General features: G+C 67.6%; 22 protein-coding genes and 1 pseudogene. 20 read left to right on the top strand and 3 right to left on the bottom strand.

Translation table 11 applies throughout. The features are described from left to right. The first annotated feature begins 7 nt into the window (after positions 1-7). The 4 genes from JNB_RS08930 (at position 8) to JNB_RS08915 (ending at position 2,593) form a co-directional block, all read left to right on the top strand. Positions 8-1,237, top strand: coding sequence for a geranylgeranyl reductase family protein (locus JNB_RS08930; protein WP_009776117.1), 1,230 nt, complete (start codon positions 8-10; stop codon positions 1,235-1,237). A gap of 34 nt (positions 1,238-1,271) precedes the next feature. Further along, positions 1,272-1,706, top strand: a complete 435-nt coding sequence (locus tag JNB_RS08925; RefSeq protein ID WP_148232362.1) for a hypothetical protein — start codon at positions 1,272-1,274, stop codon at positions 1,704-1,706. Positions 1,707-1,833: 127 nt separating this feature from the next. Next, positions 1,834-2,175, top strand: a complete 342-nt coding sequence (locus JNB_RS08920) for a hypothetical protein (RefSeq protein WP_148232361.1) — start codon at positions 1,834-1,836, stop codon at positions 2,173-2,175. Positions 2,176-2,230: 55 nt separating this feature from the next. After that, on the top strand, positions 2,231-2,593 hold the full coding sequence (locus JNB_RS08915) for a VOC family protein (protein WP_009776114.1): 363 nt from the start codon (positions 2,231-2,233) through the stop codon (positions 2,591-2,593). Here JNB_RS08915 and JNB_RS08910 read toward each other — a convergent pair. The 3 genes from JNB_RS08910 to JNB_RS08900 all read right to left on the bottom strand — a co-directional run bounded on the left by JNB_RS08910 (position 2,577) and on the right by JNB_RS08900 (position 5,378). After that, positions 2,577-3,293, bottom strand: coding sequence for an HAD family hydrolase (locus tag JNB_RS08910; RefSeq protein WP_009776113.1), 717 nt, complete (start codon positions 3,291-3,293; stop codon positions 2,577-2,579). The two genes, JNB_RS08915 and JNB_RS08910, sit on opposite strands and share 17 nt — an antisense overlap. Next, positions 3,290-3,970 (bottom strand): vancomycin high temperature exclusion protein, encoded by a 681-nt coding sequence (locus JNB_RS08905; protein WP_009776112.1) that lies wholly within the window; start codon positions 3,968-3,970, stop codon positions 3,290-3,292. Before JNB_RS08905 ends, JNB_RS08910 begins: the two co-directional genes overlap by 4 nt. Before the next feature lie 103 nt (positions 3,971-4,073). Next, positions 4,074-5,378 (bottom strand): isochorismate synthase MenF, encoded by a 1,305-nt coding sequence (locus tag JNB_RS08900; protein ID WP_009776111.1) that lies wholly within the window; start codon positions 5,376-5,378, stop codon positions 4,074-4,076. Positions 5,379-5,441: 63 nt separating this feature from the next. On the opposite strand from JNB_RS08900, the gene JNB_RS08895 reads away from it, so the two are divergent. From JNB_RS08895 to JNB_RS08820, 16 genes and pseudogenes are all read left to right on the top strand, one after another. After that, complete coding sequence (locus JNB_RS08895; RefSeq protein ID WP_009776110.1) at positions 5,442-6,137, top strand: demethylmenaquinone methyltransferase; 696 nt, start codon at positions 5,442-5,444, stop codon at positions 6,135-6,137. A 287-nt stretch (positions 6,138-6,424) separates the two neighbouring features. After that, positions 6,425-6,787 (top strand): NADH-quinone oxidoreductase subunit A, encoded by a 363-nt coding sequence (locus JNB_RS08890; protein ID WP_009776109.1) that lies wholly within the window; start codon positions 6,425-6,427, stop codon positions 6,785-6,787. Between the two features lie 58 nt (positions 6,788-6,845). Further along, a complete protein-coding gene (locus tag JNB_RS08885) occupies positions 6,846-7,442 on the top strand; it encodes an NADH-quinone oxidoreductase subunit B family protein (RefSeq protein WP_009776108.1) in 597 nt (198 codons plus the stop codon). Beyond that, positions 7,439-8,194: an NADH-quinone oxidoreductase subunit C gene (locus JNB_RS08880; RefSeq protein ID WP_009776107.1), complete on the top strand. Its 756-nt coding sequence runs from the start codon at positions 7,439-7,441 to the stop codon at positions 8,192-8,194. Before JNB_RS08885 ends, JNB_RS08880 begins: the two co-directional genes overlap by 4 nt. After that, positions 8,194-9,591: an NADH-quinone oxidoreductase subunit D gene (locus JNB_RS08875; RefSeq protein ID WP_009776106.1), complete on the top strand. Its 1,398-nt coding sequence runs from the start codon at positions 8,194-8,196 to the stop codon at positions 9,589-9,591. Before JNB_RS08880 ends, JNB_RS08875 begins: the two co-directional genes overlap by 1 nt. After that, positions 9,591-10,439: pseudogene (nuoE, locus tag JNB_RS08870) on the top strand (NADH-quinone oxidoreductase subunit NuoE); the annotation flags it as partial. The gene JNB_RS08875 and the pseudogene nuoE, both read left to right, overlap by 1 nt. Before the next feature lie 401 nt (positions 10,440-10,840). Next, on the top strand, positions 10,841-12,154 hold the full coding sequence (nuoF, locus tag JNB_RS08865; protein ID WP_009776104.1) for an NADH-quinone oxidoreductase subunit NuoF: 1,314 nt from the start codon (positions 10,841-10,843) through the stop codon (positions 12,152-12,154). Beyond that, on the top strand, positions 12,151-14,658 hold the full coding sequence (locus tag JNB_RS08860) for an NADH-quinone oxidoreductase subunit G (protein ID WP_009776103.1): 2,508 nt from the start codon (positions 12,151-12,153) through the stop codon (positions 14,656-14,658). The genes nuoF and JNB_RS08860 overlap by 4 nt, the downstream gene beginning before the upstream one ends. A gap of 56 nt (positions 14,659-14,714) precedes the next feature. Beyond that, complete coding sequence (gene nuoH, locus JNB_RS08855) at positions 14,715-16,118, top strand: NADH-quinone oxidoreductase subunit NuoH (protein ID WP_040884480.1); 1,404 nt, start codon at positions 14,715-14,717, stop codon at positions 16,116-16,118. Then, complete coding sequence (gene nuoI, locus JNB_RS08850) at positions 16,111-16,731, top strand: NADH-quinone oxidoreductase subunit NuoI (protein WP_009776101.1); 621 nt, start codon at positions 16,111-16,113, stop codon at positions 16,729-16,731. The genes nuoH and nuoI overlap by 8 nt, the downstream gene beginning before the upstream one ends. Next, positions 16,728-17,537: an NADH-quinone oxidoreductase subunit J gene (locus JNB_RS08845; protein ID WP_009776100.1), complete on the top strand. Its 810-nt coding sequence runs from the start codon at positions 16,728-16,730 to the stop codon at positions 17,535-17,537. Before nuoI ends, JNB_RS08845 begins: the two co-directional genes overlap by 4 nt. Beyond that, positions 17,534-17,833 (top strand): NADH-quinone oxidoreductase subunit NuoK, encoded by a 300-nt coding sequence (nuoK, locus tag JNB_RS08840; protein WP_009776099.1) that lies wholly within the window; start codon positions 17,534-17,536, stop codon positions 17,831-17,833. Before JNB_RS08845 ends, nuoK begins: the two co-directional genes overlap by 4 nt. A gap of 12 nt (positions 17,834-17,845) precedes the next feature. Continuing rightward, positions 17,846-19,807, top strand: coding sequence for an NADH-quinone oxidoreductase subunit L (gene nuoL / locus JNB_RS08835; RefSeq protein WP_009776098.1), 1,962 nt, complete (start codon positions 17,846-17,848; stop codon positions 19,805-19,807). Continuing rightward, positions 19,807-21,348: an NADH-quinone oxidoreductase subunit M gene (locus JNB_RS08830; RefSeq protein ID WP_009776097.1), complete on the top strand. Its 1,542-nt coding sequence runs from the start codon at positions 19,807-19,809 to the stop codon at positions 21,346-21,348. Before nuoL ends, JNB_RS08830 begins: the two co-directional genes overlap by 1 nt. Next, on the top strand, positions 21,345-22,919 hold the full coding sequence (nuoN, locus tag JNB_RS08825; protein WP_009776096.1) for an NADH-quinone oxidoreductase subunit NuoN: 1,575 nt from the start codon (positions 21,345-21,347) through the stop codon (positions 22,917-22,919). Before JNB_RS08830 ends, nuoN begins: the two co-directional genes overlap by 4 nt. Further along, the gene (locus JNB_RS08820; protein ID WP_009776095.1) at positions 22,916-23,902 is read left to right on the top strand and encodes a polyprenyl synthetase family protein; all 987 of its coding nucleotides are present in this window, start codon (positions 22,916-22,918) and stop codon (positions 23,900-23,902) included. The genes nuoN and JNB_RS08820 overlap by 4 nt, the downstream gene beginning before the upstream one ends. Positions 23,903-23,938: the final 36 nt, after the last annotated feature.

Here is a 23,938-nt window from a genome sequence, read left to right as displayed (position 1 = left end):
TGACCCGGTGACCACCCCCACCCGCACCGATGTCCTCGTCGTTGGAGCCGGCCCCTCGGGTTCCGCTGCTGCGGCCTGGGCGGCTCGCGCCGGACGCGACGTGGTGCTCGCCGACGCCGCAGTCTTCCCGCGTGACAAGACCTGCGGTGACGGACTGACCCCGCGGGCGATCGCCGAACTGACGCGCCTCGGGCTCGACGACTGGCTGCGCGGGCACACCGTGAACCACGGGCTCAAGGCGCACGGCTTCGGGCAGGTGCTCGAACTGCGCTGGCCCGGTGGATCGCTGCCGGACTGGGGTTCGGCTGTGGCGCGCACCGAACTCGATGACCACCTCCGCACCCACGCACTGAAGTCGGGTGCCGTCGGGGTCGAGGGTGCCAAGGCGGTCGATGCGCGGATCGAGGGCGGGCGGGTCCGCGGGGTGACGTTCCAGCGTGATGGCGAGACGTTCGAGATCGAGTGCGAGCGGCTCATCGTCGCTGACGGCGTGCGGTCGGGTCTCGGCAAGGTGCTCGGTCGGGTCTGGCACAAGGACACCGTGTATGCCGTGGCCGGGCGTTGCTACGTCGACTCGACGCAGGCGGACGACCCGTGGATTTCGAGTCACCTCGAGCTGCGTGGCGAGGAGGGCGAGATCCTGTCGGGCTACGGCTGGATCTTCCCGCTCGGTGGCGGTCAGGTGAACGTCGGCGCCGGCACCTTGGCCACGACGAAGCGCCCGGCCGAAGTGGCGATCAAGCCGCTCATGGCGCGCTACGTCGAGGAATGCCGGGACGGGTTCGGGCTGCAGGGGGAGGCGCGCATGGCGACCAGTGCCCTGCTGCCCATGGGTGGGGCCGTCAGTGGTGTCGCTGGACCGAACTGGGCGCTCATCGGTGACGCGGCCGCCTGCATCAACCCCTTGAACGGTGAGGGCATCGACTACGGCCTCGAGACGGGCCGCTTCGTCGTCGACCTGCTCGACACCGACCTGTCGGTGACCTGGCCGAAGCTGCTCAAGGAGCACTACGGCGAGGCGTTCTCGATCGCTCGTCGCCTCGCTGGCATCGTGACCGTGCCACGGGTTCTGCCTGCTTTGGGTCCGGCTGGAATGCGCTCCGACTGGCTCATGACGTTGGCGCTGCGGTGGATGGGCAACCTCGTCACCGACGAGGACCGCGATGGCGCTGCACGCGTGTGGCGTTGGGCCGGACGACAGTCCGTCCGCCTCGAGCACCGCCCACCCTTCACCTGATCCGATGCTGACAGAACGGGCTCCGGGGTCCCTCATGATTCGAGCGCCGGGCTACCTGGCGCTGTGTGTGGGCGTGCAACTTGCGTTTCTCCTCGTGTCGATCGGTGCGTTTCTCGATCCCGCTCTAGACGACACCCGAGACCCCGACTGGATGTTCTGGGCCTGGGCCGGTGCCCTAGCAGGCCTGCTCTTGCGTGCCCCCTTTGTGGGCTTGCGCATCACAGATGACCGCGTCATGCGCAGAGGGTGGGTGCGCACCAGGACATACCTCTTGGGTGATGTGAAGACCGTTGCCTCGCAGAGCTACTCGGGCAACCTCAATCGTGGGTCGCGTTCCAAGAGGTTTCGAATGCTCTACCTGAAACTGTCCAACGGTCGAATCGTTGATGTTCCAGAAGTGACCGGGCGAAAGCGCACGACACTTGACCGTGTGGCGGTGGCACGATCTCGCCTGGATATGGATCTGTGAACCCGGTTCGGCTAATCAACCCGCGGTAGACGTCGCGCCGGCTGCGACGATGGTGGACGTGGAGAGTCGACCGGTGGAGTGGCGGGGAGTGGCACAACTCGGGCCGTGCGAGATGAAGGTGTACGCGATGAGCGTCGCTGACTCTGAGTGCCCGGATGAGTTGGACCGTGCTGCGCAAGCACTCACCGTGGAGTTCGCTGAGTCGACTCCGGGCAGCGGTGTCGGTTATCTCCTGCTGCACCGCGCCCGCCCGGCGCACTTCGCGCTGGCTCACGTGTGGGACGGGGTTGACCTCATCCAGGCGTACTGGACCTCACCACTTGATCTCCCCGCTGAGTTGCGCCCGCATCGTGCTGGCGCGGTGGGATGCGTGTGGGAACTTGAGGTGCTCGCGTTTGAGAGCGCGCAGTGCGCTGCATCGTTCGAGGCAGCCGACCGCCGCGAGCGCTACCTGAGCACTCACCTGTAGGAGCCTCCCGGCGCGGTTTGACCTCTTGTGGGCTTGAGGTTGCAGTGTTGGCCGCATGACTGAGCGGCTGCGGATCGAGTTCTTCCCGAGCGATGTCGATCGGTCGGTGGCGTTCTATGAGCTGCTGGGCTTCGAGGTGACGGGGCGCAGTGTCGGCCCACCGGCATACGCGTCCGTGAAGTTGGGGGACGTGCGGATCGGGCTCTGCGAAGCAGCGCCCGTCGATCCGGCTGCTCGGACCCTGCCCGTCGGGACGGAGATTGTGATCGAGGTCGATGACGTCAAACAGCGCCGCGACGAATTCGTCGGTCGTGTAGTTGTGCTTGCGGCGGATCTGGTCGAACGTGAGTGGGGGTTGTCCGACTTCCGGGTGACCGATCCCGACGGCTACTACCTGCGGTTCACCAGCCACCGGTGACTTGAGGAGTCGAGGGTCGTGTGCTGCGCAGGGGGAGGCCGCGCACGACGAGGTCCTGGCGCAGGTTTTCGGGATCGGTGAAGTGGATCGCGTCGAGGCCGGCCTCCTGCGCTGCCTCGACGTTGGCCAGGGAGTCGTCGATGAAGATGCAGTCGTCGAGTCCGCCAAGGTGGCTCATCCGCTCCTCGAGGATCTCGAAGATCTCCGGATCCGGCTTGGCCACCCCCTCTTCGCCCGAGACGATGATGTCCTCGAACAGGTCGAGGAAGTCGAAGCGGTCGAGCGCCACGGGAAAGGTCTCAGCCGCCCAGTTCGTCAGGGCGAGGACCGGGATATCGGCGGCGTGGAGCTCACGCAGGATCTCGACGGTCCCCGCGATCTCCTCGACGAGTGAGGCCCCGAAGTGCGTCCGGTAGCCGCGGATCTCCTGCTCGAGGTGCGGATGCGCACTGACGGCCTCGCGCTCGGCCTCCTCGAAAGAGCGACCCGCGTCGTTCGCAGCGTTCCACGCGGTGAAGTCGAACGCCTCATTCGTGAGGAAGGCATGGGCTCGTTCGGCTCCGACCGCCGCAGCCACGGCTGGAGTCGGGTCCCACCGAATGAGGACGTTGCCCAGGTCGAAGACGACGGCGTCGACCGGCAGGGGCGCCCACTGATCGACAGAGTCGGTCTCGGCCGTCTGCTCGTGCGAGCTGCTCATCGCGCTCCGTTCGCCAGGGCGTCCTGGACGCTGGTCTCGGGTTGGCCGAGGACTGGGTCGCGGCCGGTGACGACGTCGCCGACTGCTTTGATGTTGGCAAGTTTCTCTCGGGTCCAGCCGATCCACCACTCGCGTGGGTAGCGCTCGCGCATCGACGTGTCCCCGACACCGTCCGTGGTCATGCCTGCCGCCCGGCACAGGGCCACTGCCCGACCCACGTGATAGCCCTGCGAGATCACCGTGACCTTGTCGACGCCGAAGATCCGGTGAGCGCGCTGGCAGGAGTCGTAGGTGTCGCGTCCGGCGAAGTCGAGGACGATCGCCTCCGTCGGCACCCCGGCAGCGACGAGGTAGTCGCGCATGGCAGTGGGCTCGTCATAGGCGTGGGTCCGGTTGTCGCCCGACACGAGGAGGACCTTGACCTTGCCTCCGTCGTACAGCTCCTTGGCCGCGTCGAGACGCGCTCCCAGAAAGGGGCTCGGCCGGCCGCCCTGAAGCCCGGCGCCGAGGACCAGCGCCACGGGGGTCTCCGGCGCGTCGGCCACCTCAGTGGCGTCGTGCACGCGCCCCACCGACGCAATGATGACCCACGCCCACGGCAGCAGCACCCCGAGAAGCCCGAGGACAACGGGCACGGCAAGGATCCGAGTCACCCGTCGCCCCCACAGCTTCTTCACGCGCCCAGTCTGCATTCAGACGATCGCCAAACGCGTCCTATTGGACGATTTGTGCGGGCCGGGAGAGTGGCGTGTCGCGTGCCCAAGCGTCCTATTGGGTGGGTCAGGGATGCGGGGCGGGGGCGGTGAGGGCGTCGCGCATGGGGATGAGCTTGGCGTCGGACTCGGCCACCTCGGACTCGGGCACCGACCCGGCGACGATGCCGCACCCGGCATACAGCGACATGCGCTGGTTGTCGTCGTGGTGAATCGCCCCTGAGCGCAACGCGATTCCCCACTCGCCGTCACCACTGGCATCCATCCAACCCACGGGCCCGGCATAGCGGCCGCGGTCCATGTGCTCCAGCTCGGAGATCAACGCGTCGGCCACGGCGGTCGGAGTGCCACAGACAGCCGCACTCGGGTGCAGCGACGCCGCCAGCGACAGAGAGGTCGTCTCGTCGGTCAGCACGCCGGCAACGTCGGTCGCCAGGTGCATGACGTTGGACAGGTGCAGGACAAAGGGCGCCTCGGGAACGTTCATCGAGGAGCAGTGCGGGGCAAGGGCATCGGCGACCGAGCGGACGGCGTACTCGTGCTCCTCGAGGTCCTTCGACGAACGGGCCAGCGACGCCGCCAGGGCCAGGTCGTGCTCGTCGTCCCCGGTGCGACGGATCGTCCCCGCGAGGACCCGTGAGGTCACGAGGCCCTTCTCGCGACGGACCAGCATCTCCGGGGTGGCACCCACCAACCCGTCGACGGCGAAGACCCACGTCGACTCATAGCTCTCGGCGAGTCGCCCGAGCAACCAGCGCACGTCGATCGGCGCAGCCGTCCGCACGTCCAGGTCACGCGCCAGCACCACCTTGTCCAGGTCGCCAGCCTGGATGCGCGACACCGCCTCAGCGACGGCGCCCGCCCACTCGGTCGGCGACAGGGACCCATCAGCAAAGGACACGTCGCCCGGCGACTCCACATCCGACGAGGCCACCGGAATCACGTTGGCCGGCAACGCATCCGTCGACGTCGTCGTCACCCACCACTGGTCACCGCGCCGGCCGACGACGACCGAGGGCACGACGAGAGTGGCACCGGAAGGTGAGTCAGCGGCATACGAGATCGCGCCGAAGGCGACAGGACCGGTGCCGGGCAGGTCGACCTCGTCACGCACCACTGCCGACCCCGAGACGTCTCGCCACCACGCCTCCAGGACCGCAAAACGATCGGCGCCGTGGGCCGTCACCGAGACCGTGCGGCCCCAGCCGACGAGGCCTTCGCCGCGACGAACCCAGGAGGTGGTGTCGCGCGGATTCGTCGCAGGCAGAAGCGCCAGCAGAGCCGTGCCGTCCGCGGGGGACAGCGCGACGGTGCGGGTGACGAGGGGTGCGAGGGGAGCGATGTCCGGCTCGGACGTGGGCATGGACGTCATCACCGGTGAGCGTAACCCCGAGGGGCGGCGGTCTCCGCATGGGCGCGGTGAGATGATGGCGACATGAGCCGCGCCTCCCTCGACAAGGACCCCCGCGACGTCGCCGCGATGTTCGACGACGTTGCCGAGAGGTACGACGTGACCAACGACGTGCTCTCTCTCGGCCAGGACCGGCTGTGGCGACGCGCCGTCCTCCAGGCCGTTGCCGCCAAGCCGGGGGAGCGGGTCCTCGACATCGCCGCCGGCACGGGTACCTCGAGTGAGCCGTTCGCCGACAAGGGCGTCCACGTCGTTCCCGCCGACTTCTCGCTCGGCATGTTGCGGGTTGGCAAGAAGCGTCGCGACGACCTCGGCTTCACCGCGGCCGACGCGATGCAGCTGCCGTTCGCCGACGGGTCGTTCGACGCGGTGACGATGTCGTTCGGGCTGCGCAACGTCGCCGACACCGATGCTGCACTGCGCGAGTTCGCCCGCGTCACCAAGCCGGGCGGTCGCCTCGTGATCTGCGAGTTCAGCCAGCCGGTCAACGGGACGTTCCGCAAGGTCTACAGCGAGTACCTCATGGAGGCGCTGCCGCGCGTGGCCCGCAAGGTGAGCTCGAACCCCGAGTCCTACGTCTACCTCGCCGAGTCCATCCAGGCCTGGCCGGACCAGAAGGCGCTCGCGACCCGAGTCGCCGAGGCTGGCTGGAGTGACGTCGCGTGGCGCAACCTGAGCGCCGGAATCGTCGCCCTCCACCGCGCCGTCAAGCCGGCCTGACCCTGCGCCTCGCCCACTTAGGTTCGCCTTAGTGAGCGGCCGAAAAACGGCTGCATAGAGTGGGTCGGTGTTCGTGAAGACTTTCACAAGCAAGGTGTGTCGTTGACCCTCGCCAAAGCTGCCGCTGGCCCCGCCAGTGCCGTCCGCGACTCTGCTCGCGGTGATGCTGCGTGCTGTCTCACCACGCCGACCAATCCTGCAGTTGAGACCTGCGTCACGCCCTCTACGATGGGGCGCGTGACCCGAGCCGCCGCACACCCAGGCACCGAAAGGGGAGTTGATCAGCGATGAGCAACCCCTACGTCCCGATCCTCTTCCTGCTGGCCCTCGGCTTCGTCTTTGCCGCTGGCTCGGTGGGCACCAGCCTCGTCGTCGGACCCAAGCGCTACAACCGCGCCAAGTCCGAGCCGTACGAGTGCGGGATCCAGCCGTCACCTCGCGCCGATGGGGGTGGTCGCGTGCCGATCAAGTACTTCCTCACCGCGATGCTCTTCATCATCTTCGACATCGAGTCGGTGTTCCTCTACCCGTTCGCCGTCGCCTTCGACTCGCTCGGCCTGTTCGCTCTGGTCGAGATGGTCCTGTTCATCCTCACCGTGTTCGTCGCCTACGCCTATGTGTGGAAGCGCGGCGGGCTGGAGTGGGACTGATGCCGTGCTTGCCGTGTATGCCGTGTGCTGACTTTGATCTGACTGGAAGGGTTCGCTGATGGGACTCGAGGAGAAGCTGCCCGCAGGCTTCGTCCTGACGACGCTCGAGAGTGTCGCCGGATACATGCGCAAGGCCTCGATCTGGCCTGCCACGTTCGGCCTCGCCTGCTGCGCCATCGAGATGATGGCCGTCGGTACGCCCGACTACGACATCGCCCGCTTCGGCATGGAGCGCTTCTCGGCGACGCCTCGCCAGGCCGACCTGATGATCGTCGCCGGACGTGTGTCCAACAAGATGGCGCCGGTCGTCCGTCAGGTCTACGACCAGATGCCCAACCCCAAGTGGGTCATCTCGATGGGTGTGTGCGCCAGCTCGGGCGGCATGTTCAACAACTACGCGATCGTCCAGGGCGTCGACCACATCATCCCGGTCGACATCTATCTGCCCGGCTGTCCGCCGCGACCGGAGATGCTGCTCAACGCGATCATCGAGCTGCACGACCAGATCCAGAACTCCAAGCTCGGCGTCAACCGGATCGCCGCCGCGCGTGCTGCCGAGGAGGCCGCCCTGCGCGCCACCCCGACGCACCTCATGCAGCCGACCCACGACCACGACGCCCTCACGGCGACGCCCGGGAGGAACCTCCTCGCATGAGTATTGAAGACGCAGGCAAGACGTCCGCTGAAGAGTTGCACGCGACGGACCTCGACCTTACCGAGGCTTTGGCCACCGGCGACACCGACCCCATCCAGATCGGCGAGCGCCGCGGGATGTTCGGCCCGACCAACGGTGGCGACACCACCGGCTACGGCGGCCTGCGCACCCCGATCCTCTTCCCCGGCGCATCCGAGAAGCCCTACGGCGGCTACTTCGACGAGCTGACGGGCACTCTCGAGAGTGCACTCGGGAAGTCCGGTGACACGGCATACGCAAAGGCAGTGGAGCGGGTCGTGGTCGACCGCGGCGAGCTGACCCTGCACGTGGCCCGCGAAGCCCTGCCGACCGTCGCGCGCGCGCTGCGCGACGACCCGGCCCTGCGCTTCGAGATCTGCACCGGCGTCTCGGGGGTCCACTTCCCGAACGAGATCGGGCGCGAGCTGCACGCGGTCTACCACCTGCTCTCGATCACCCACAACCGTCGCGTCCGCCTCGAGGTGACCGCGCCCGATGACGACGCGCGCATCCCCTCGATCGTCGAGACCTACCCGGCGGCCGACTGGCACGAGCGCGAGACCTGGGACATGTTCGGGATCGTCTTCGAGGGCCACCCCGCCCTCACGCGCATCCTCATGCCGGACGACTGGCCGGGACACCCCCAGCGCAAGGACTATCCGCTGGGTGGCATCCCCGTGGAATACAAGGGTGGGGTCGTACCCCCGCCCGACGAGCGGAGGTCGTACAACTGATGGCCACTCACGAAGACACCATCTACGAAGACGGTTCGGCGGACGCAGCAGCGGCTGACGGCGCGCCCGACCCCTACGCGACGACGGAGGCCGACCGCGAGGACGGCGCCCGCGTGTTCAACGCGACCGGCGGCGACTGGGGCGACCTCGTCGACGAGGCGACTGCCCTCCACGAGGAGCGCATCGTCGTCAACATGGGTCCGCAGCACCCGTCGACGCACGGCGTGCTCCGACTCATCCTCGAGCTCGACGGCGAGACGGTCACCGAGGCCCGCGCGGGAATCGGCTACCTGCACACCGGTATCGAGAAGAACATGGAGTACCGCAACTGGGTGCAGGGGGTGACCTTCTGCACGCGCATGGACTACCTCACGCCGATGTTCCAGGAGACGACCTACTGCCTCGGCATCGAGCGGCTCCTCGGCATCGAGGACCAGATCCCCGAGCGCGCGAGCATCATCCGTGTCCTCATGATGGAGCTCACCCGCATCAACTCCCACCTCGTGTGCCTCGGCACCGGTGGCATGGAGCTCGGTGCGACGACCGTCATGACCGTGGGCTTCCGTGAGCGCGAGCGCATCCTGCGGATCTTCGAAGCCGTCACCGGTCTGCGCATGAACAATGCCTACATCCGCCCCGGCGGCGTGGCCCAGGACCTGCCGCACGGCTGCCTCGACCAGATCAACGGCACGGTCGGTGAGCTGCGCCAGGGCCTGCACGAGCTCGAGCTCCTCCTCAACGAGAACCCGATCCTCAAGGGCCGCACCAAGAACGTCGGCTACCTCGACCTCGCCGGCTGCATGGCCCTCGGGATCACCGGACCGATCCTGCGTTCGACCGGCCTCCCGCACGACCTGCGCAAGAGCCAGCCCTACTGCGGCTACGAGACCTACGACTTCGAGGTCATCACCCGCACCGGCGCCGACGCCTACGACCGCATCCGGATCCGCCTCGACGAGATGTACGAGTCCCTCAAGATCGTCGAGCAGTGCGTCGAGCGCCTCAAGAAGGTCACCGGCCCGGTCATGGTCGAGGACAAGAAGATCGCGTGGCCGGCGCAGCTCTCCGTCGGCAGCGACGGCCAGGGCAACAGCCTCGACCACATCCGCGAGATCATGGGCACCTCGATGGAATCCCTGATCCACCACTTCAAGCTCGTCACCGAGGGCTTCCGGGTGCCGGCCGGTCAGGCCTATGTGCCGATCGAGTCGCCCAAGGGTGAGCTCGGCTGCCACATCGTGTCCGACGGCGGCACGCGTCCCTACCGGGCGCACTTCCGGGACCCGAGCTTCAACAACCTGCAGGCCGTGGCCGCGCTGTCCGAAGGCGGCCAGGTCGCTGACGTCATCGTGGCCGTTGCCTCTATTGACCCCGTCATGGGAGGCGTGGACCGCTGATGGAGCACTACGGACTGCAGACGGCCTCCGGGCACCTCACGGTGTCGGCCGAATCCAAAGAGGCGTATGCCGCAGACGTTCTCGCGGGTCTGCACGCTGACGCCGAGCTGGTCGTCGCGAAGTACCCGCAGAAGCGCTCGGCGCTGCTGCCGCTGCTGCACCTCGTGCAGTCGGTCGACGGCTACGTCACCGGCCGCGGCATCGACTTCTGTGCCGAGGTGCTCGAGCTCTCGCGGGCCGAGGTCTCGGGCGTCGCGACGTTCTACACCCAGTACAAGCGCCACCCCAACGGTGAGTACACCGTCGGCGTCTGCACCAACACGCTCTGCGCGATCATGGGCGGCGACGAGATCTGGGACTCGGTCTCCGAGCACCTCGGCATCGGTCACGACGAGACGACCGACGACGGCAAGGTCACGCTCGAGCGCATCGAGTGCAACGCCGCGTGCGACTACGCACCCGTCGTGATGGCGAACTGGGAGTTCTTCGACAACCAGACACCGGAGTCGACCAACCAGCTCGTCGACGACCTGCGCGCTGGCACCCCGGTGAAGCCGACTCGCGGTCCGAACTCGCTCTGCTCCTTCAAGCAGATGTCGCGCGTTCTCGCTGGCTTCAACGACGGCCTCGCCGACGAAGGTGTCGGCGCCGGACCGGCCTCGCTGCGTGGCCTCGAGGTCGCCCACGAGAACGGCTGGGCAGCCGCCAAGGGGACCGACTCCGACTCCACCAAGGACGCAGCCGACGACTCGACCAAGGCCAGCGCTGAGGGCGAGAAGGTCGACGGCAAGGCAGCCGGCAAGCACAGCTCGGTCAACGCGCCGACCAACGAGCCCGACGAGAAGCCGGGCGGCAAGCCGGCCAAGGACTCACCGGCGCCACAAGCCGAGGAAGCCACCCTCTTTGACGACGGATCCTCGACCGCAGAGGCCGAGCCCAAGGGCGACGCACCCCTGACGGGAACCCCGGCATCGCCGGCGTCCCAGGGCGCCACCGCGCAGACCGGCGGCGCGGCTCCGGCCGGGTTCAAGACCTCGTCGTTCGGGGACGGCACGGCCGACGCCGCGGCCGATGGTTCCGGCCCCGCGGGCTGGGACATCAAGGGCAACGCCAACTCGATGCTCTTCCACACGCCGAAGTCCCCTTGGTACGGCCGCACCAGGGCCGAGGTGTGGTTCCGTGACGAGGAAGCCGCGACCGCCGCAGGATTCACCAACGCGCTCGACCGCAAGAAGAAGGGCGAAGACGCATGAGCACCACGCTGACGCCGATCCTCACGAAGTTCTGGGACGACCCGCAGAGCTGGACTCTCGAGACCTACGAGAACAACGACGGCTACAAGGCCCTCAAGAAGGCTCTCGCGACCCCGCCCGCCGACCTCGTCCAGATGACCAAGGACTCCGGTCTGCGTGGTCGTGGTGGTGCAGGCTTCCCCACCGGCATGAAGTGGGGCTTCCTCCCGCCGCCGGACGGCGGACCCCGCTACCTCGTCGTCAACGCCGACGAGTCCGAGCCGGGCACCTGCAAGGACATCCCGCTCATGATGGCGGCGCCGCAGTTCCTCATCGAGGGCTGCGTCATCACGTCCTACGCCATCGGCTGCAACCACGCCTTCATCTACCTGCGCGGCGAGGTCGTCCACGTCTACCGTCGCCTCCTGCGCGCGGTCGAGGAGGCGTATGCCGCGGGTCACCTGGGCAAGAACATCCACGGCTCGGGTTTCGACCTCGACATCACCGTCCACGCCGGCGCTGGCGCCTACATCTGTGGTGAGGAGACCGCGCTCCTCGACAGCCTCGAGGGTCGTCGTGGCCAACCGCGACTCAAGCCGCCGTTCCCGGCCGTCGCCGGTCTCTACGCGCGCCCGACCGTCGTCAACAACGTGGAAAGTATCGCGTCCATCCCACCTATTTTTCTCCACGGCGCCGACTGGTTCAGCGACATGGGCACCGAGAAGTCCCAGGGCTTCGGCATCTTCAGCCTCTCGGGCCACGTCAAGCACCCGGGCCAGTACGAAGCCCCGCTCGGCATCACCCTGCGCGAGCTGCTCGACATGGCCGGTGGCATGCGCGACCCCGAGAAGGCGCTGAAGTTCTGGACGCCCGGTGGCTCCTCGACCCCGCTCTTCACGGCCGAGCACCTCGACACCCCGCTCGACTTCGAGTCGGTCGCTGCGGCCGGTTCCATGCTCGGAACCCGTGCCCTGCAGATCTTCGACGAGACGACCTGTGTCGTGCGCGCCGTCGACCGCTGGACCGACTTCTACAAGCATGAGTCGTGCGGCAAGTGCACCCCGTGCCGTGAGGGCACGTGGTGGCTCAAGCAGATCCTCGGTCGTCTCGAGCACGGTCAGGGTTCCGAGGAGGACCTCGACAAGCTCCTCGACATCTGCGACAACATCCTCGGTCGCAGCTTCTGCGCCCTGGGTGACGGTGCGACGAGCCCGATCACGAGCTCGATCCAGTACTTCCGCGAGGAATTCATCGCCCACCTGACTGAAGGATCCTGCCCCTTCGACTCCAGCGAGTCGACGCTCTTCCACAAGGACCGCGTGACGGCATGACTGTGATCTCGAAAAACGCAGCAGACAAGTCCGGCAGCGAAGCCGGAGAGAAGCCGGCCGTCGAGATGGTGGCTCTCACCATCGACGGCATCGACGTCTCCGTCCCCAAGAACACCCTCGTCATCCGGGCGGCCGAAGAGGTCGGGATCGAGATCCCGCGCTTCTGCGACCACCCGTTGCTCGAGCCGGTCGGCGCCTGCCGCCAGTGCCTCGTCGACGTGGCGACCCCCGGCCCGGACGGAACGCTCCGCCCGATGCCGAAGCCGCAGGCCTCGTGCACCATGACGGTCTCACCCGGCATGGAGGTCAAGACGCAGCACACCTCGCCGGTCGCCGAGAAGGCGCAGCACGGTGTCATGGAGCTGCTCCTCATCAACCACCCGCTCGACTGCCCGGTCTGCGACAAGGGTGGCGAGTGCCCCCTGCAGAACCAGGCGATGAGCAGTGGCCGCCCGGTCAGCCGCTTCGAGGACATCAAGCGCACCTACCCGAAGCCGATCAACATCTCGAGCCAGGTTCTCCTCGACCGCGAGCGCTGTGTTCTGTGCGCACGCTGCACCCGCTTCTCGGAGCAGGTCGCCGGTGACCCGTTCATCGCCCTCGTCGAGCGTGGCGCCCTCCAGCAGGTCGGCATCTACGAGGAGAAGCCGTTCGAGTCCTACTTCTCGGGCAACACCGTCCAGATCTGCCCGGTCGGAGCGCTCACGGGTGCGGCCTACCGCTTCCGGGCCCGCCCGTTCGACCTCGTCTCCACACCCAGCGTCTGCGAGCACTGCGCCGCTGGTTGCTCCACCCGCACCGACCACCGTCGTGGCACCGTCCTGCGTCGCATGGCCGCCAACGAGCCGCTGGTCAACGAGGAGTGGAACTGCGACAAGGGCCGCTGGGCCTTCCAGTACGCCACCCTCCCCGACCGCATCGAGCTCCCGCTGGTCCGTGAGGACGGCGAACTCCGTGTCGCCTCCTGGCGTGAGGCCCTCGAGGTCGCCGCTGCCGGTCTCAAGAAGGCCTCCAGCGCTGGTGTGCTCGTCGGCGGTCGCGTCAGCGCCGAGGATGCCTACGCCTACGGCAAGTTCGCGCGCACCGTGCTCGGCACGAACGACGTCGACTTCCGCGCCCGCCCGCACTCGGCCGAGGAGGCGGAGTTCCTCGCGTCCAATGTCGCCCTGACCTCACCCGAGACCGGGGCGGTCACCTACACGGACCTCGAGAACGCGAAAACCGTTGTCCTCGCTGGCTTTGAGCCCGAGGACGAGAGCCCGATCGTCTTCCTGCGCCTGCGCAAGGCATCGCGCAAGAGCAAGACCGCCGTGTATGCCGTGTCGCCCGTCGCGACCCGCGGTCTCACCAAGGTCTCCGGTCACCTCATCCCGGCTGCGCCGGGAACCGAGCCCGAGGTCCTCGAGGCCCTCGGCAAGGGCTCGGCCAGCGGCGCTGCCGGTGACGGCCCCGACACTGTCCGGGCCGCCGCCGAAGCGCTGCGCGGCGAGGGCGCAATCATCCTCGTCGGTGAACGCCTCGCCACCGTCCCCGGCGCCCTGACTGCTGCCGCCCGCCTCGCCGAGACGACGGGTGCCCGCCTCGCGTGGATCCCGCGTCGTGCGGGGGAGCGCGGTGCCCTCGAGGCCGGTGCCTTCCCGACGCTGCTCCCCGGTGGGCGTTCCGTCAGCGACGCATCGGCTCGCGCCGAGGTTGCTTCCGCCTGGGGTGTCGTCGGACTTCCCGACGCTCCCGGTCGTGACGCCGCTGCGATCCTCGAAGGTGCCCGCACCGGCAAGATCGGTGCGCTCGTCGTCGGAGGTGTCGACCCGCTCGACTTCGGTCGCGCCGACGCCATCACGGCGTTCGAGTCGACCTTCGTCGTCTCCCTCGAGATCCGTGAGTCGGCAGTCACCGCAGTCGCCGACGTGGTCCTGCCCGTCGCGGCACACGCCGAGAAGGCCGGCATGTTCGTCGACTGGGAGGGGCGCGTGCGCACCTTCCAGCAGGCGCTCGAGAGCGGCTACGTCAGCGACCACCGCGCGCTCGACATGATCGCCGACGAGATGGGCGAGTTCCTCGGAACCCGCACCGTCGCCGAGGTCCGCTCCGAGATGGAGCGCATCGGCCCCGGACGTCAGGAGAACAGGCCCGCGCCTCCGCAGGTTGACGCCGGTGAGGTGCCGAGCGCCGTCGACGGTCACCTGGTCCTCGCGACCTGGCGTCACCTGCTCGACAAGGGTCAGCTCCAGGACGGCGAGCCGTTCCTCGCGGGCACCGCAGCCAAGGCGACTGCCAAGGTCTCGGCGACGACCGCCGACTCGCTCGGCGTGATCGATGGCGACACGGTCACCGTCGTCGCCGGCGACTCGACCGTCACCGTGCCCGTCACGGTCACCCAGATGGCCGACCACGTCGTCTGGCTCCCGACCAACTCCGCCGGGTGTGACCTTCGGGGCACGCTCGCGGACGCACCGGCCATCCGCGTCTCCGTCACCAAGCAGGACAAGGTGGTTTCCGAATGAGCACGCTGTTGACCCTTGCGACCCTTCACGAAGCGACCAACACGGCAGCGACAGCAATGTCGGATCTTGGGCTGACCGGCATACACACGCTTGTTGCCGAAGGCAAGGACAACCCGAAGGCCGACTTCTCGGACACGCCGTGGTGGATCTCGCTCATCAAGGCAGTGATCATCTTCGTCTACCTCCTCGTGTCGACACTGATGGTCATCTGGTTCGAGCGACGCGTCATCGGTCGCATGCAGCAGCGTCCGGGCCCCAACCGCAACGGTCCGTTCGGTCTGCTCCAGACCCTCGCCGACGGCATGAAGGCGATGCTCAAGGAGGACGTCACCCCGGCCAAGGCCGACCGGTTCGTCTTCACGCTCGCCCCGCTCATCACGGCGACGATGTGCTTCATCGGCTTCGCGATCATCCCGCTCGGCGGCGAGGTCACGATGTTCGGCCACACGACGCCGCTGCAGCTCGCGGACTCGTCGATCTCGGTGCTGTTCGTCCTGGCGATCGCCGGCATCGGCATCTACGGCGTCGTGCTCGCTGGCTGGTCCTCGGGCTCGCCCTACCCGCTCATGGGTGGTCTGCGCAGCTCCGCGCAGATGATCTCCTACGAGATCGCGATGGGCCTCTCGCTGGTCGCCGTGTTCCTCTACAGCGGCTCGATGTCGACCTCGCAGATCGTGAGCTCGCAGCACAGCATCTGGTACATCATCCCGGCGTTCTTCAGCTTCTTCGTCTACGTCATCACGATGGTCGGCGAGACCAACCGCCTCCCGTTCGACCTGGCCGAGGGCGAGGGCGAGCTCACCGGTGGGTTCCACACCGAGTACGGCTCGATGCGCTTTGCCATGTTCTTCCTCGGCGAGTACATCAACATGTTCACCGTCTCCGCGCTGGCCACGACGATGTTCCTCGGTGGCTGGCAGGCACCTCCTGGCATCGCCGCGATCAACGACGGCATGTTCAACGAGGGCTGGTGGGGCCTGCTCTGGTTCACCGCCAAGCTCTGGATGTTCATGTTCTTCTTCGTGTGGCTGCGTGGCTCCCTGCCGCGAACCCGCTACGACCAGTTCATGCGCTTCGGCTGGAAGTTCCTCATCCCTGCCACGCTCGGCTGGGTCGTGCTCGTCGCGTTCTTCCGCGGTGCGCAGAACGGCTGGTTCGGTGACGGAGCCCTCGACCTCGCGGGTCGCCGCTTCCCCTACTCGTCGCTGGCCATCGTCGGCCTGGTCGCCATTGGCGCCCTGGCGTTCGGTTGGTGGTGGGACAGCCGGGCCATCGCCAAAGAAGCAGCAGCGGCGGTGGCTCAGCCAGAAGAGATCGATCCGTATGCCGGTGGCTATCCCGTGCCGCCGATGCCCGGCCAGCGCCTGCGCGAGACCGCTCGGGTCGGCGCACCTGCACTGCCCGAGGCTGACCCCCTGACGCCTGATGTGACCACCGACAAGGAGGCCCCTCGTGGCTGACGAAAAGAAGAAGGCGGGATTCTTCTCGGACATCTTCGCCCCCGTGGGTGGGTTCGGGGTGACCTTCGCGACGATGTTCCGCAAGGTCGCCACGACCGAGTACCCCGAGGTGAAGCGCCCGACGGCGCAGCGCTTCCACGGCCGCCACCAGCTCAACCGTCACCCCGACGGTCTCGAGAAGTGCGTCGGCTGCGAGCTGTGTGCGTGGGCCTGCCCCGCGGACGCGATCCTCGTCGAGGGCGCCAACAACGACGACGCTTCCGGGCAGCGGTTCTCGCCGGGCGAGCGCTACGGCCGCGTCTACCAGATCAACTACCTGCGCTGCATCTTCTGCGGCCTGTGCATCGAGGCCTGCCCGACGCGCGCCCTGACGATGACCAACGAGTACGAGCTCGCCGACAACAACCGCGCCGACCTCATCTTCACCAAGGAGCAGCTGCTGGCTCCGCTCCAGGGCGGCATGGCGCCTGCGCCCCACCCGATGGTGACCGGCATGGAAGAGCGCGACTACTACCTCGGCAAGGTCTCGGAGGCCACTCCCACCCAGAAGGAATGGGTCGAGGAGCACCACGCGAAGGCCGCGCAGGCTGCGACGCAGGAGGCTGCCAAGTGACCAGCACCGGAGAAGCGATCCTCTTCTGGGTCCTCGCGCCGCTTGCCGTCGTCGGCGCGCTGGGCCTGATCTTCGCCCGCAAGGCTGTCCACGCCGCGCTCGGCATGGCGCTGACGATGATCATCCTCGGCGTCTTCTACCTGGCCCAGGGTGCGGACTTCCTCGGCGTCATCCAGATCTTCGTCTACACCGGCGCCGTGATGATGCTCTTCCTCTTCGTCGTCATGCTCGTCGGCGTCGACTCGTCCGACAGCATCGTCGAGACCCTCAAGGGCCAGCGGGCCGCGGCCACCGTGCTCACGCTCGGCCTCGGTGCGCTGCTCATGGGAGCCATCGGCCGCATCACCATCGGTGACGCCCCGGCCAACAAGCTCGACGCGATCAACACCGACAAGGGCAACGTCTCCGGCGTCGCCGAGCTGATCTTCGGCCGCTACGTCTGGGTCTTCGAGGCCACGTCGGCGCTGCTCATCACGGCCGCCCTGGCCGCGATGGTCCTCGCCCACCGCGAGCGCCTGGGCTCCCGCCCCGACCAGCGCGCCTGGAGCGAGCGACGGATCCGCAGCGGAGAGAACCTCTCCGGCCTGCCCGTGCCCGGTGTCTACGCCCGCCACAACGCGGTCGACACCCCGGCCCTGCTGCCCGACGGCTCGCCGAGCGAGCTGTCCATCTCGCGTGTCCTCACTGCTCGCGACCAGGTCGGCTCCGCCGCACCCTGGGTCGACGCCGAGCGCGAGATCGAGCGTGATCTCGCGGAGGACCGCGACGCCGGCACCACCGACGAGTCGACGGAGAACCCGCGATGAGCCTGATCAACTACATCTACCTCGCGACGCTGCTGTTCGTCATCGGCGGAGCCGTCGTGCTCACCCGACGCAACGCGATCGTCGTCTTCATGGGTGTCGAGCTCATGCTCAACGCCGCGAACCTCGTGTTCGTCACCTTCGCCCGCATGCACGGCAACCTCGACGGGCAGGTCATCGCCCTGTTCGTCATGGTGGTCGCCGCGGCCGAAGTCGTCGTCGGCCTCGCCATCATCATGGCGATCTTCCGTGCCCGCCGTTCGGCTTCGGTCGACGATGCCAACCTGCTGAAGCTCTAAGGGGCCGCACTCGTGAATTCCCTCGCACTGCTCGCCTCGGAAGGTGAGGTGGCCGCGGCCACCGGCATCACGGCATACGCCTGGCTTCTGGTGTTGTTCCCGCTCTTCGGTGCCGGACTCCTCCTGCTCGGTGGCAAGGCCACCAACGCCTGGGGACACCTCCTCGCCACGGCACTGTCCTGGGCCAGCTTCGTCCTCGGCTTCGTCCTGCTCCTCGCGATGGTCGGTCGCGGCCATGAGGAGCGCGCCGCTCACGTGTCGGGGTGGAACTGGGTCCCCGCTGGTCAGTTCCAGCTCGAGACCGGGCTGCTCATCGACCAGCTGTCGATCGCCTTCGTCCTGCTCATCACGTTCGTCGGGTCGCTCATCCACGTCTACTCCATCGGCTACATGGAGCACGACGAGAACCGGCGCAAGTTCTTCGCCTACCTCAACCTCTTCGTCGCGTCGATGCTGCTGCTCGTCCTCGCCGACTCCTACCTCCTGCTGTTCGTCGGCTGGGAAGGCGTGGGTCTGGCGTCCTACCTGCTCATCGGGTTCTGGAACCACAACCCGGCGTATGCGACCGCGGCCAACAAGGCGTTCTTCGTCAACCGCGTCGGTGACGTCGGCATGTCGATCGCGATCATGTTCATGTTCTACACATTCGGCTCGGTGGACTTCGCCACGGTGCACGCCGGTGCTGGCGAGGCCGGCTCGACCGCGATGACCGCCCTCGGCCTGCTCCTGCTCGTCGGTGCCTGTGCCAAGTCGGCGCAGTTCCCGCTGCAGTCCTGGCTCGGTGACGCGATGGCCGGCCCGACGCCCGTCTCGGCGCTCATCCACGCCGCGACCATGGTCACCGCCGGTGTCTACCTCGTCGTCCGCTCGCACGACATCTTCAACGCCGCACCCAACGCGCAGCTCGCCGTGGCCATCGTCGGCGCGATCACGCTGCTCTACGGTGCGATCGTCGGTTGCGCCAAGGACGACATCAAGAAGGCGCTGGCCGCCTCGACGATGTCGCAGATCGGCTACATGATGCTCGCCGCGGGCCTCGGCCCGGTGGGTTACGCCTTCGCGATCTTCCACCTCATCACCCACGGCTTCTTCAAGGCCGGCATGTTCCTCGGCGCCGGATCGGTCATGCACGGCATGAACGACAACGTCGACATGCGCCGCTTCGGTGGGCTGTCGGGTGCGATGAAAATTACGTGGATCACCTTCGGGCTGGGCTGGCTCGCCATCCTCGGCGTCCCGCCGTTCTCGGGCTTCTGGTCCAAGGACAAGATCATCGAGGCCGCCTTCATCGGTGACGGCTGGCGCCCGTGGGTCTTCGGGTTCATCGCGCTCATCGGCGCCGGGATCACCGCCTTCTACATGTCGCGCCTGTTCTTCATGACCTTCCACGGCAAGAAGCGCTGGATCGACGAGGCAGAGGCCAAGGAGCTCGGGTCGCGTGCGGCTCACCCGCACGAGTCGCCGCTCCTCATGACCATCCCGATGATGGTGCTCGCCGTGGGCTCCGGCCTGCTCGGCCTCATCCTGTCGTGGGGTGGCATGTTCACCCACTGGCTCGAACCGGTCGTCGGTGGTCACGGGGAGGAGCACCCCGTCCTCGCGGTCCCGGTCATCATGATCCTGACGCTGCTGCTGGTTGCCGGCGGAGCGGCATACGCCTGGATGTTGTACTGGCGCGACGCGGTGCCGAAGACGGCGCCGCGAGGCTCGCTGGTCACCCAGGCCGCCCGCGCCGACCTCTACCAGGACGCCATCAACGAGGGCCTGTTCATGCGGCCCGGCACGCACCTCACCCGCGCGCTCGTCTTCACTGACGGCAAGGGTGTGGACGGGCTCGTCGGCACGTTGGCCGCGTCCATCGGTGGGCTGTCCTCGCGACTGCGCCGCCTTCAGACCGGCTACGCCCGGTCCTATGCCTTGACGATGCTCACCGGTGTCGTCGCCATTCTCGGAGCACTGTGGGTGATGAACTGATGTCCGGCCTGCCCTTGCTCACGCTCATGATGGTCGTGCCGCTCGTCGGCGCGGCGGTCATCTGGCTGCTGCCGTCCGCCTCGTCGCGGTTGGCCAAGCCGATCGCACTCGGCGTCTCGCTGCTGACCCTGCTGCTGGCGCTCGTCGCCTGGGGTCGGTTCGACACCGGGTCGGGTGATCACTACCAGCTGACCGAGACCCACTCGTGGATCCCGCAGTTTGGGGTCTCCTACGCGCTGGGTGTCGACGGGATCGCGCTCTCGCTCATCATCATGGCGGCGATCCTCACGCCGATCTGCCTGCTGGCTGCGTGGAACGACCTCGGTGACGATGCGGACCCGGCGCGGGAGAAGACCTACTTCGCGCTGATGCTGATCCTGCTCACCTTCATGGTGGGGGTCTTCGCGGCCCGCGACGTCTTCTTGTTCTACGTCTTCTTCGAGGCCATGCTCATCCCGGTCTACTTCCTCATCGGGCTGTTCGGTGGACCGCGACGCCAGTACGCCGCCGTGAAGTTCATCCTCTTCTCGCTCGTCGGCGGGCTCATCATGCTCGTCGCCGTCATCGGCCTGTACTTCCAGGGACCTGGTGGCGAGCAGGGCTTCCTCTACGAGGCCCTCGAGGGTGCCGTCGGTGGATCCACCGCGACCCAGCGCTGGCTGTTCATCGGCTTCTTCATCGCCTTCGCGATCAAGGCCCCGATGTGGCCGGTCCACACGTGGCTGCCCGACGCGGCCGCCGAGTCGCGTCCGGCCACCGCTGTGCTGTTGGTGGGCGTGCTCGACAAGGTCGGCACCTTCGGGATGCTGCGCTTCTGCCTCGGGTTCTTCCCGGAGGCAGCCAAGTGGGCGACCCCGGCCGTCATCACGCTCGCCGTCATCTCGGTGATCTACGGCGCGCTACTCGCCATCGGGTCGCGCGACATCATGCGACTCATCGCGTTCACCTCGATCAGCCACTTCGGTTTCATCGTCCTCGGCATCTTCGCGATGACGACGACGGCCGGCGGCGGCTCGGCGCTCTACATGATCAACCACGGGTTCTCGACGGCCGGACTCTTCCTGCTCGCCGGGTTCCTCATCTCGCGCCACGGGTCGCAGCGCATCGCCGACTACGGCGGCTGGCAGCGGGTCACCCCGGTGCTCGCCGGGACGTTCTTCATCGCTGGACTGTCCTCCCTGGCGCTGCCGGGTCTGTCGTCCTACGTGTCGGAGTTCCTCGTGCTCACGGGGACGTTCCAGCGCTACAAGGTGGCCGCTGCCATTGCCACGATCGGCATCGTGCTCGCCGCCCTCTACATCCTGCTCACCTATCAGCGCGTCTTCACGGGCCCGCGTCCGAAGTTCGTCGAGGGTGCCGAGCCGCGTGACCTCGGGCTGCGCGAGAAGCTCGTCGTGGCACCGATCATCGCGTCGTTCCTGCTGCTCGGGTTCTACCCGAAGCCGGTCCTCGACCTCGTCAACCCCGCCGTGAAGCAGACGCTCCAACTCGTCGGTGTCACTGATCCGACGCCGACCCACGCCACCGGGAGTGCCCAGTGACCGCCCTGACCACTGCGTTGCCGACGGCCTTCCAGGCTGTCGAGGTCAACTACGGCGCCGTCGCGCCGATGCTCATCATCGTGGCGGCCGCGCTCGTCGGGGTCCTCGTCGAGGCCTTCGCGCCCCGTGCGCAGCGTCACGTCATCCAGGTGTCCCTCGCGCTGGCTGCGATCGTCGTGTCCTTTGCGGTGCTCGCGCTCGTGTCGGTCGACAACCAGACGGTCACCGCCGGCGGTTCCATCGTCATTGACGGCCCGGCCCTGTTCATGCAGGGCACGCTCCTCATCTTCTCGGTCCTGGGTGTGCTGACGATGTCGGAGCGTTTCGGTGGCCGGTCCGCCGACGCCTTCACCCCGATGGGTGCGGCAACGCCGGGCTCCCCTGCTGAGGCCGCCGCTGACCGCGCGGGTTTCGCGACGTCGGAGGCCTTCCCGCTGACGCTGTTCGCCGTGTTCGGCATGCTCATGTTCGTCTCCGCGAACGACCTCATCACGATGTTCGTCGCGCTCGAGGTCCTGTCCCTGCCGCTCTACGTGTTGACGGGTCTGGCGCGTCGTCGCCGCCTGCTGTCGCAGGAGGCGTCGCTGAAGTACTTCCTGTTGGGCGCCTTCTCGTCGGCGTTCTTCCTCTTCGGTGCGGCCCTGCTCTACGGGTATGCCGGGTCGTCCGATCTGTCGAAGATCGCCCAGGCGATCACGACCGCCGACGGAGCCTACGAAGGGCTGCTCCTGCCCGGAGTCGTCCTCGCGCTCATCGGTCTGCTCTTCAAGATCGGCGCTGTGCCGTTCCACTCGTGGACCCCGGACGCCTACCAAGGTGCCCCGACGCCGGTCACCGGCTTCATGGCTGCCGCGACGAAGCTTGCTGCGTTCGGCGCGATCCTGCGCCTGGCCTACGTCGGCGTCGAGGCCTCGCGCCTCGAGTGGCGCCTCGGCGTCGCCGCGATCGCGGTCCTCACGATGGTCGTCGGCGCGGTGCTGTCCGTGACCCAGACCGACATCAAGCGACTGCTCGCCTACTCGTCCATCGCGCACGCGGGCTTCATCCTCGTGGGCGTCCTCGCCTTCGACAAGACCGGCGTGAGCGGCACGATGTTCTACCTCGCGGCCTACGGTCTCGCGACGATCGCGGCGTTCGCCATCGTCTCGCTCGTCCGCTCCGGCGGCTCCGAGGCGACCCACCTCTCGCAGTGGGCGGGCCTGGGCAAGAAGCACCCGGTCATCGCGGGCATCTTCGCGCTACTGCTCCTGGCCTTCGCGGGCATCCCGCTCACGTCGGGCTTCACCGCGAAGTTCGCGGTGTTCGCTCCGGCCATCTCACACGGGGGCATGGCGGGCATCCTCATGGTCGTCGTCGGTGTCCTCGCCTCGGCAGTCACCGCCTTCGTCTACTTCCGCCTCATCGTGCTCATGTACTTCACCGAGCCGACGGGTGACGACGTCGTTGCCCTGACTCCGTCGATCGCCTCCACGATCGCCATCACGGTCGGCGCCATCGGCACCGTCGTGCTCGGCATCGTCCCCGGCCCGATCCTCGACCTCGCCGGTCGGGTGTCGCAGTTCATCCAGTGACGCTCGCGCTGCCCGAGGTGTCGGCTGGGCTGCAGGAGCGGCTCACCGACGGGCTGGCTCGGGTCGAGGCCCTCATCGAGGAGCGCATTGACCATGACGACCCGTTCATCGCCGAGGCCAACGTCCACCTGCTTCGTGCCGGTGGGAAGCGGTTCCGGCCGATGCTCACGATCCTCGCTGCCGAGCTCGGCGAGGGGGTCAACGACGCGGTCGTCACGGCGGCTGCGGCGGTCGAGCTGACCCATCTCGCCTCGCTGTACCACGACGACGTGATGGACGAAGCGGACCTGCGCCGAGGAACGCCGACGGCCAACGCGGCATACGGCAACTCCACGGCCATCCTCATCGGTGACCTCCTGTTCGGTCACGCGTCCGCGCTGGTCGCCGAGCTGGGAGCGGAGGCCGTGCGGATCCAGGCCGAGACGTTCATCCGGCTGTGCACCGGCCAGATCCGCGACGACCGTCAGGCACCTGCGGGAGAGGACTCCGGGGCCTACTACTTGCGCGTCCTCGAGGACAAGACTGGCGTGCTCATTGCCACGGCCGCGCGATACGGCGCGATGTTCGCCGGTTGCGAGGACGATGTCATCGAGACGATGCGCGTCTATGGCGAGCGGCTGGGTATGGCCTTCCAACTTGCCGACGACCTCATCGACATCGAGTCCTCGGCCGAGGAGCTCGGCAAGCTTCCGGGCATGGATCTGCGCGAGGGCAAGCGGACGCTTGCCGTGCTGCACGCCCTGGCATCGACCTCACCCGAGGATGCGCGGCTTCAGGAGCTGCTGCTCTCGGATCTGTCCGGGGACGCCGAGCTTGCCGAGGCTCTGACTCTGCTGCGGGCGCACCCTGCGCTGGTGCGGGCCCGCGACGAGACCCGCGCGGTCGGCGAGCAGGCCCAGGACGCCTTGGTCGGGCTGCCGGACAGCGAGGCCAAGACCGCGCTGCTGGCCCTGGCCACGTCGGTCACCCACCGCGCTTCGTGACCTCGCCCTCGAGGCGACCACCATTTCGTGGGGCGA

Source organism: Janibacter sp. HTCC2649, assembly GCF_000152705.1.
GTDB lineage: Bacteria > Actinomycetota > Actinomycetes > Actinomycetales > Dermatophilaceae > Knoellia.
Note: the sequence above shows the minus strand (reverse complement) of the source record. Positions and strands in the feature narration are given on the sequence as shown.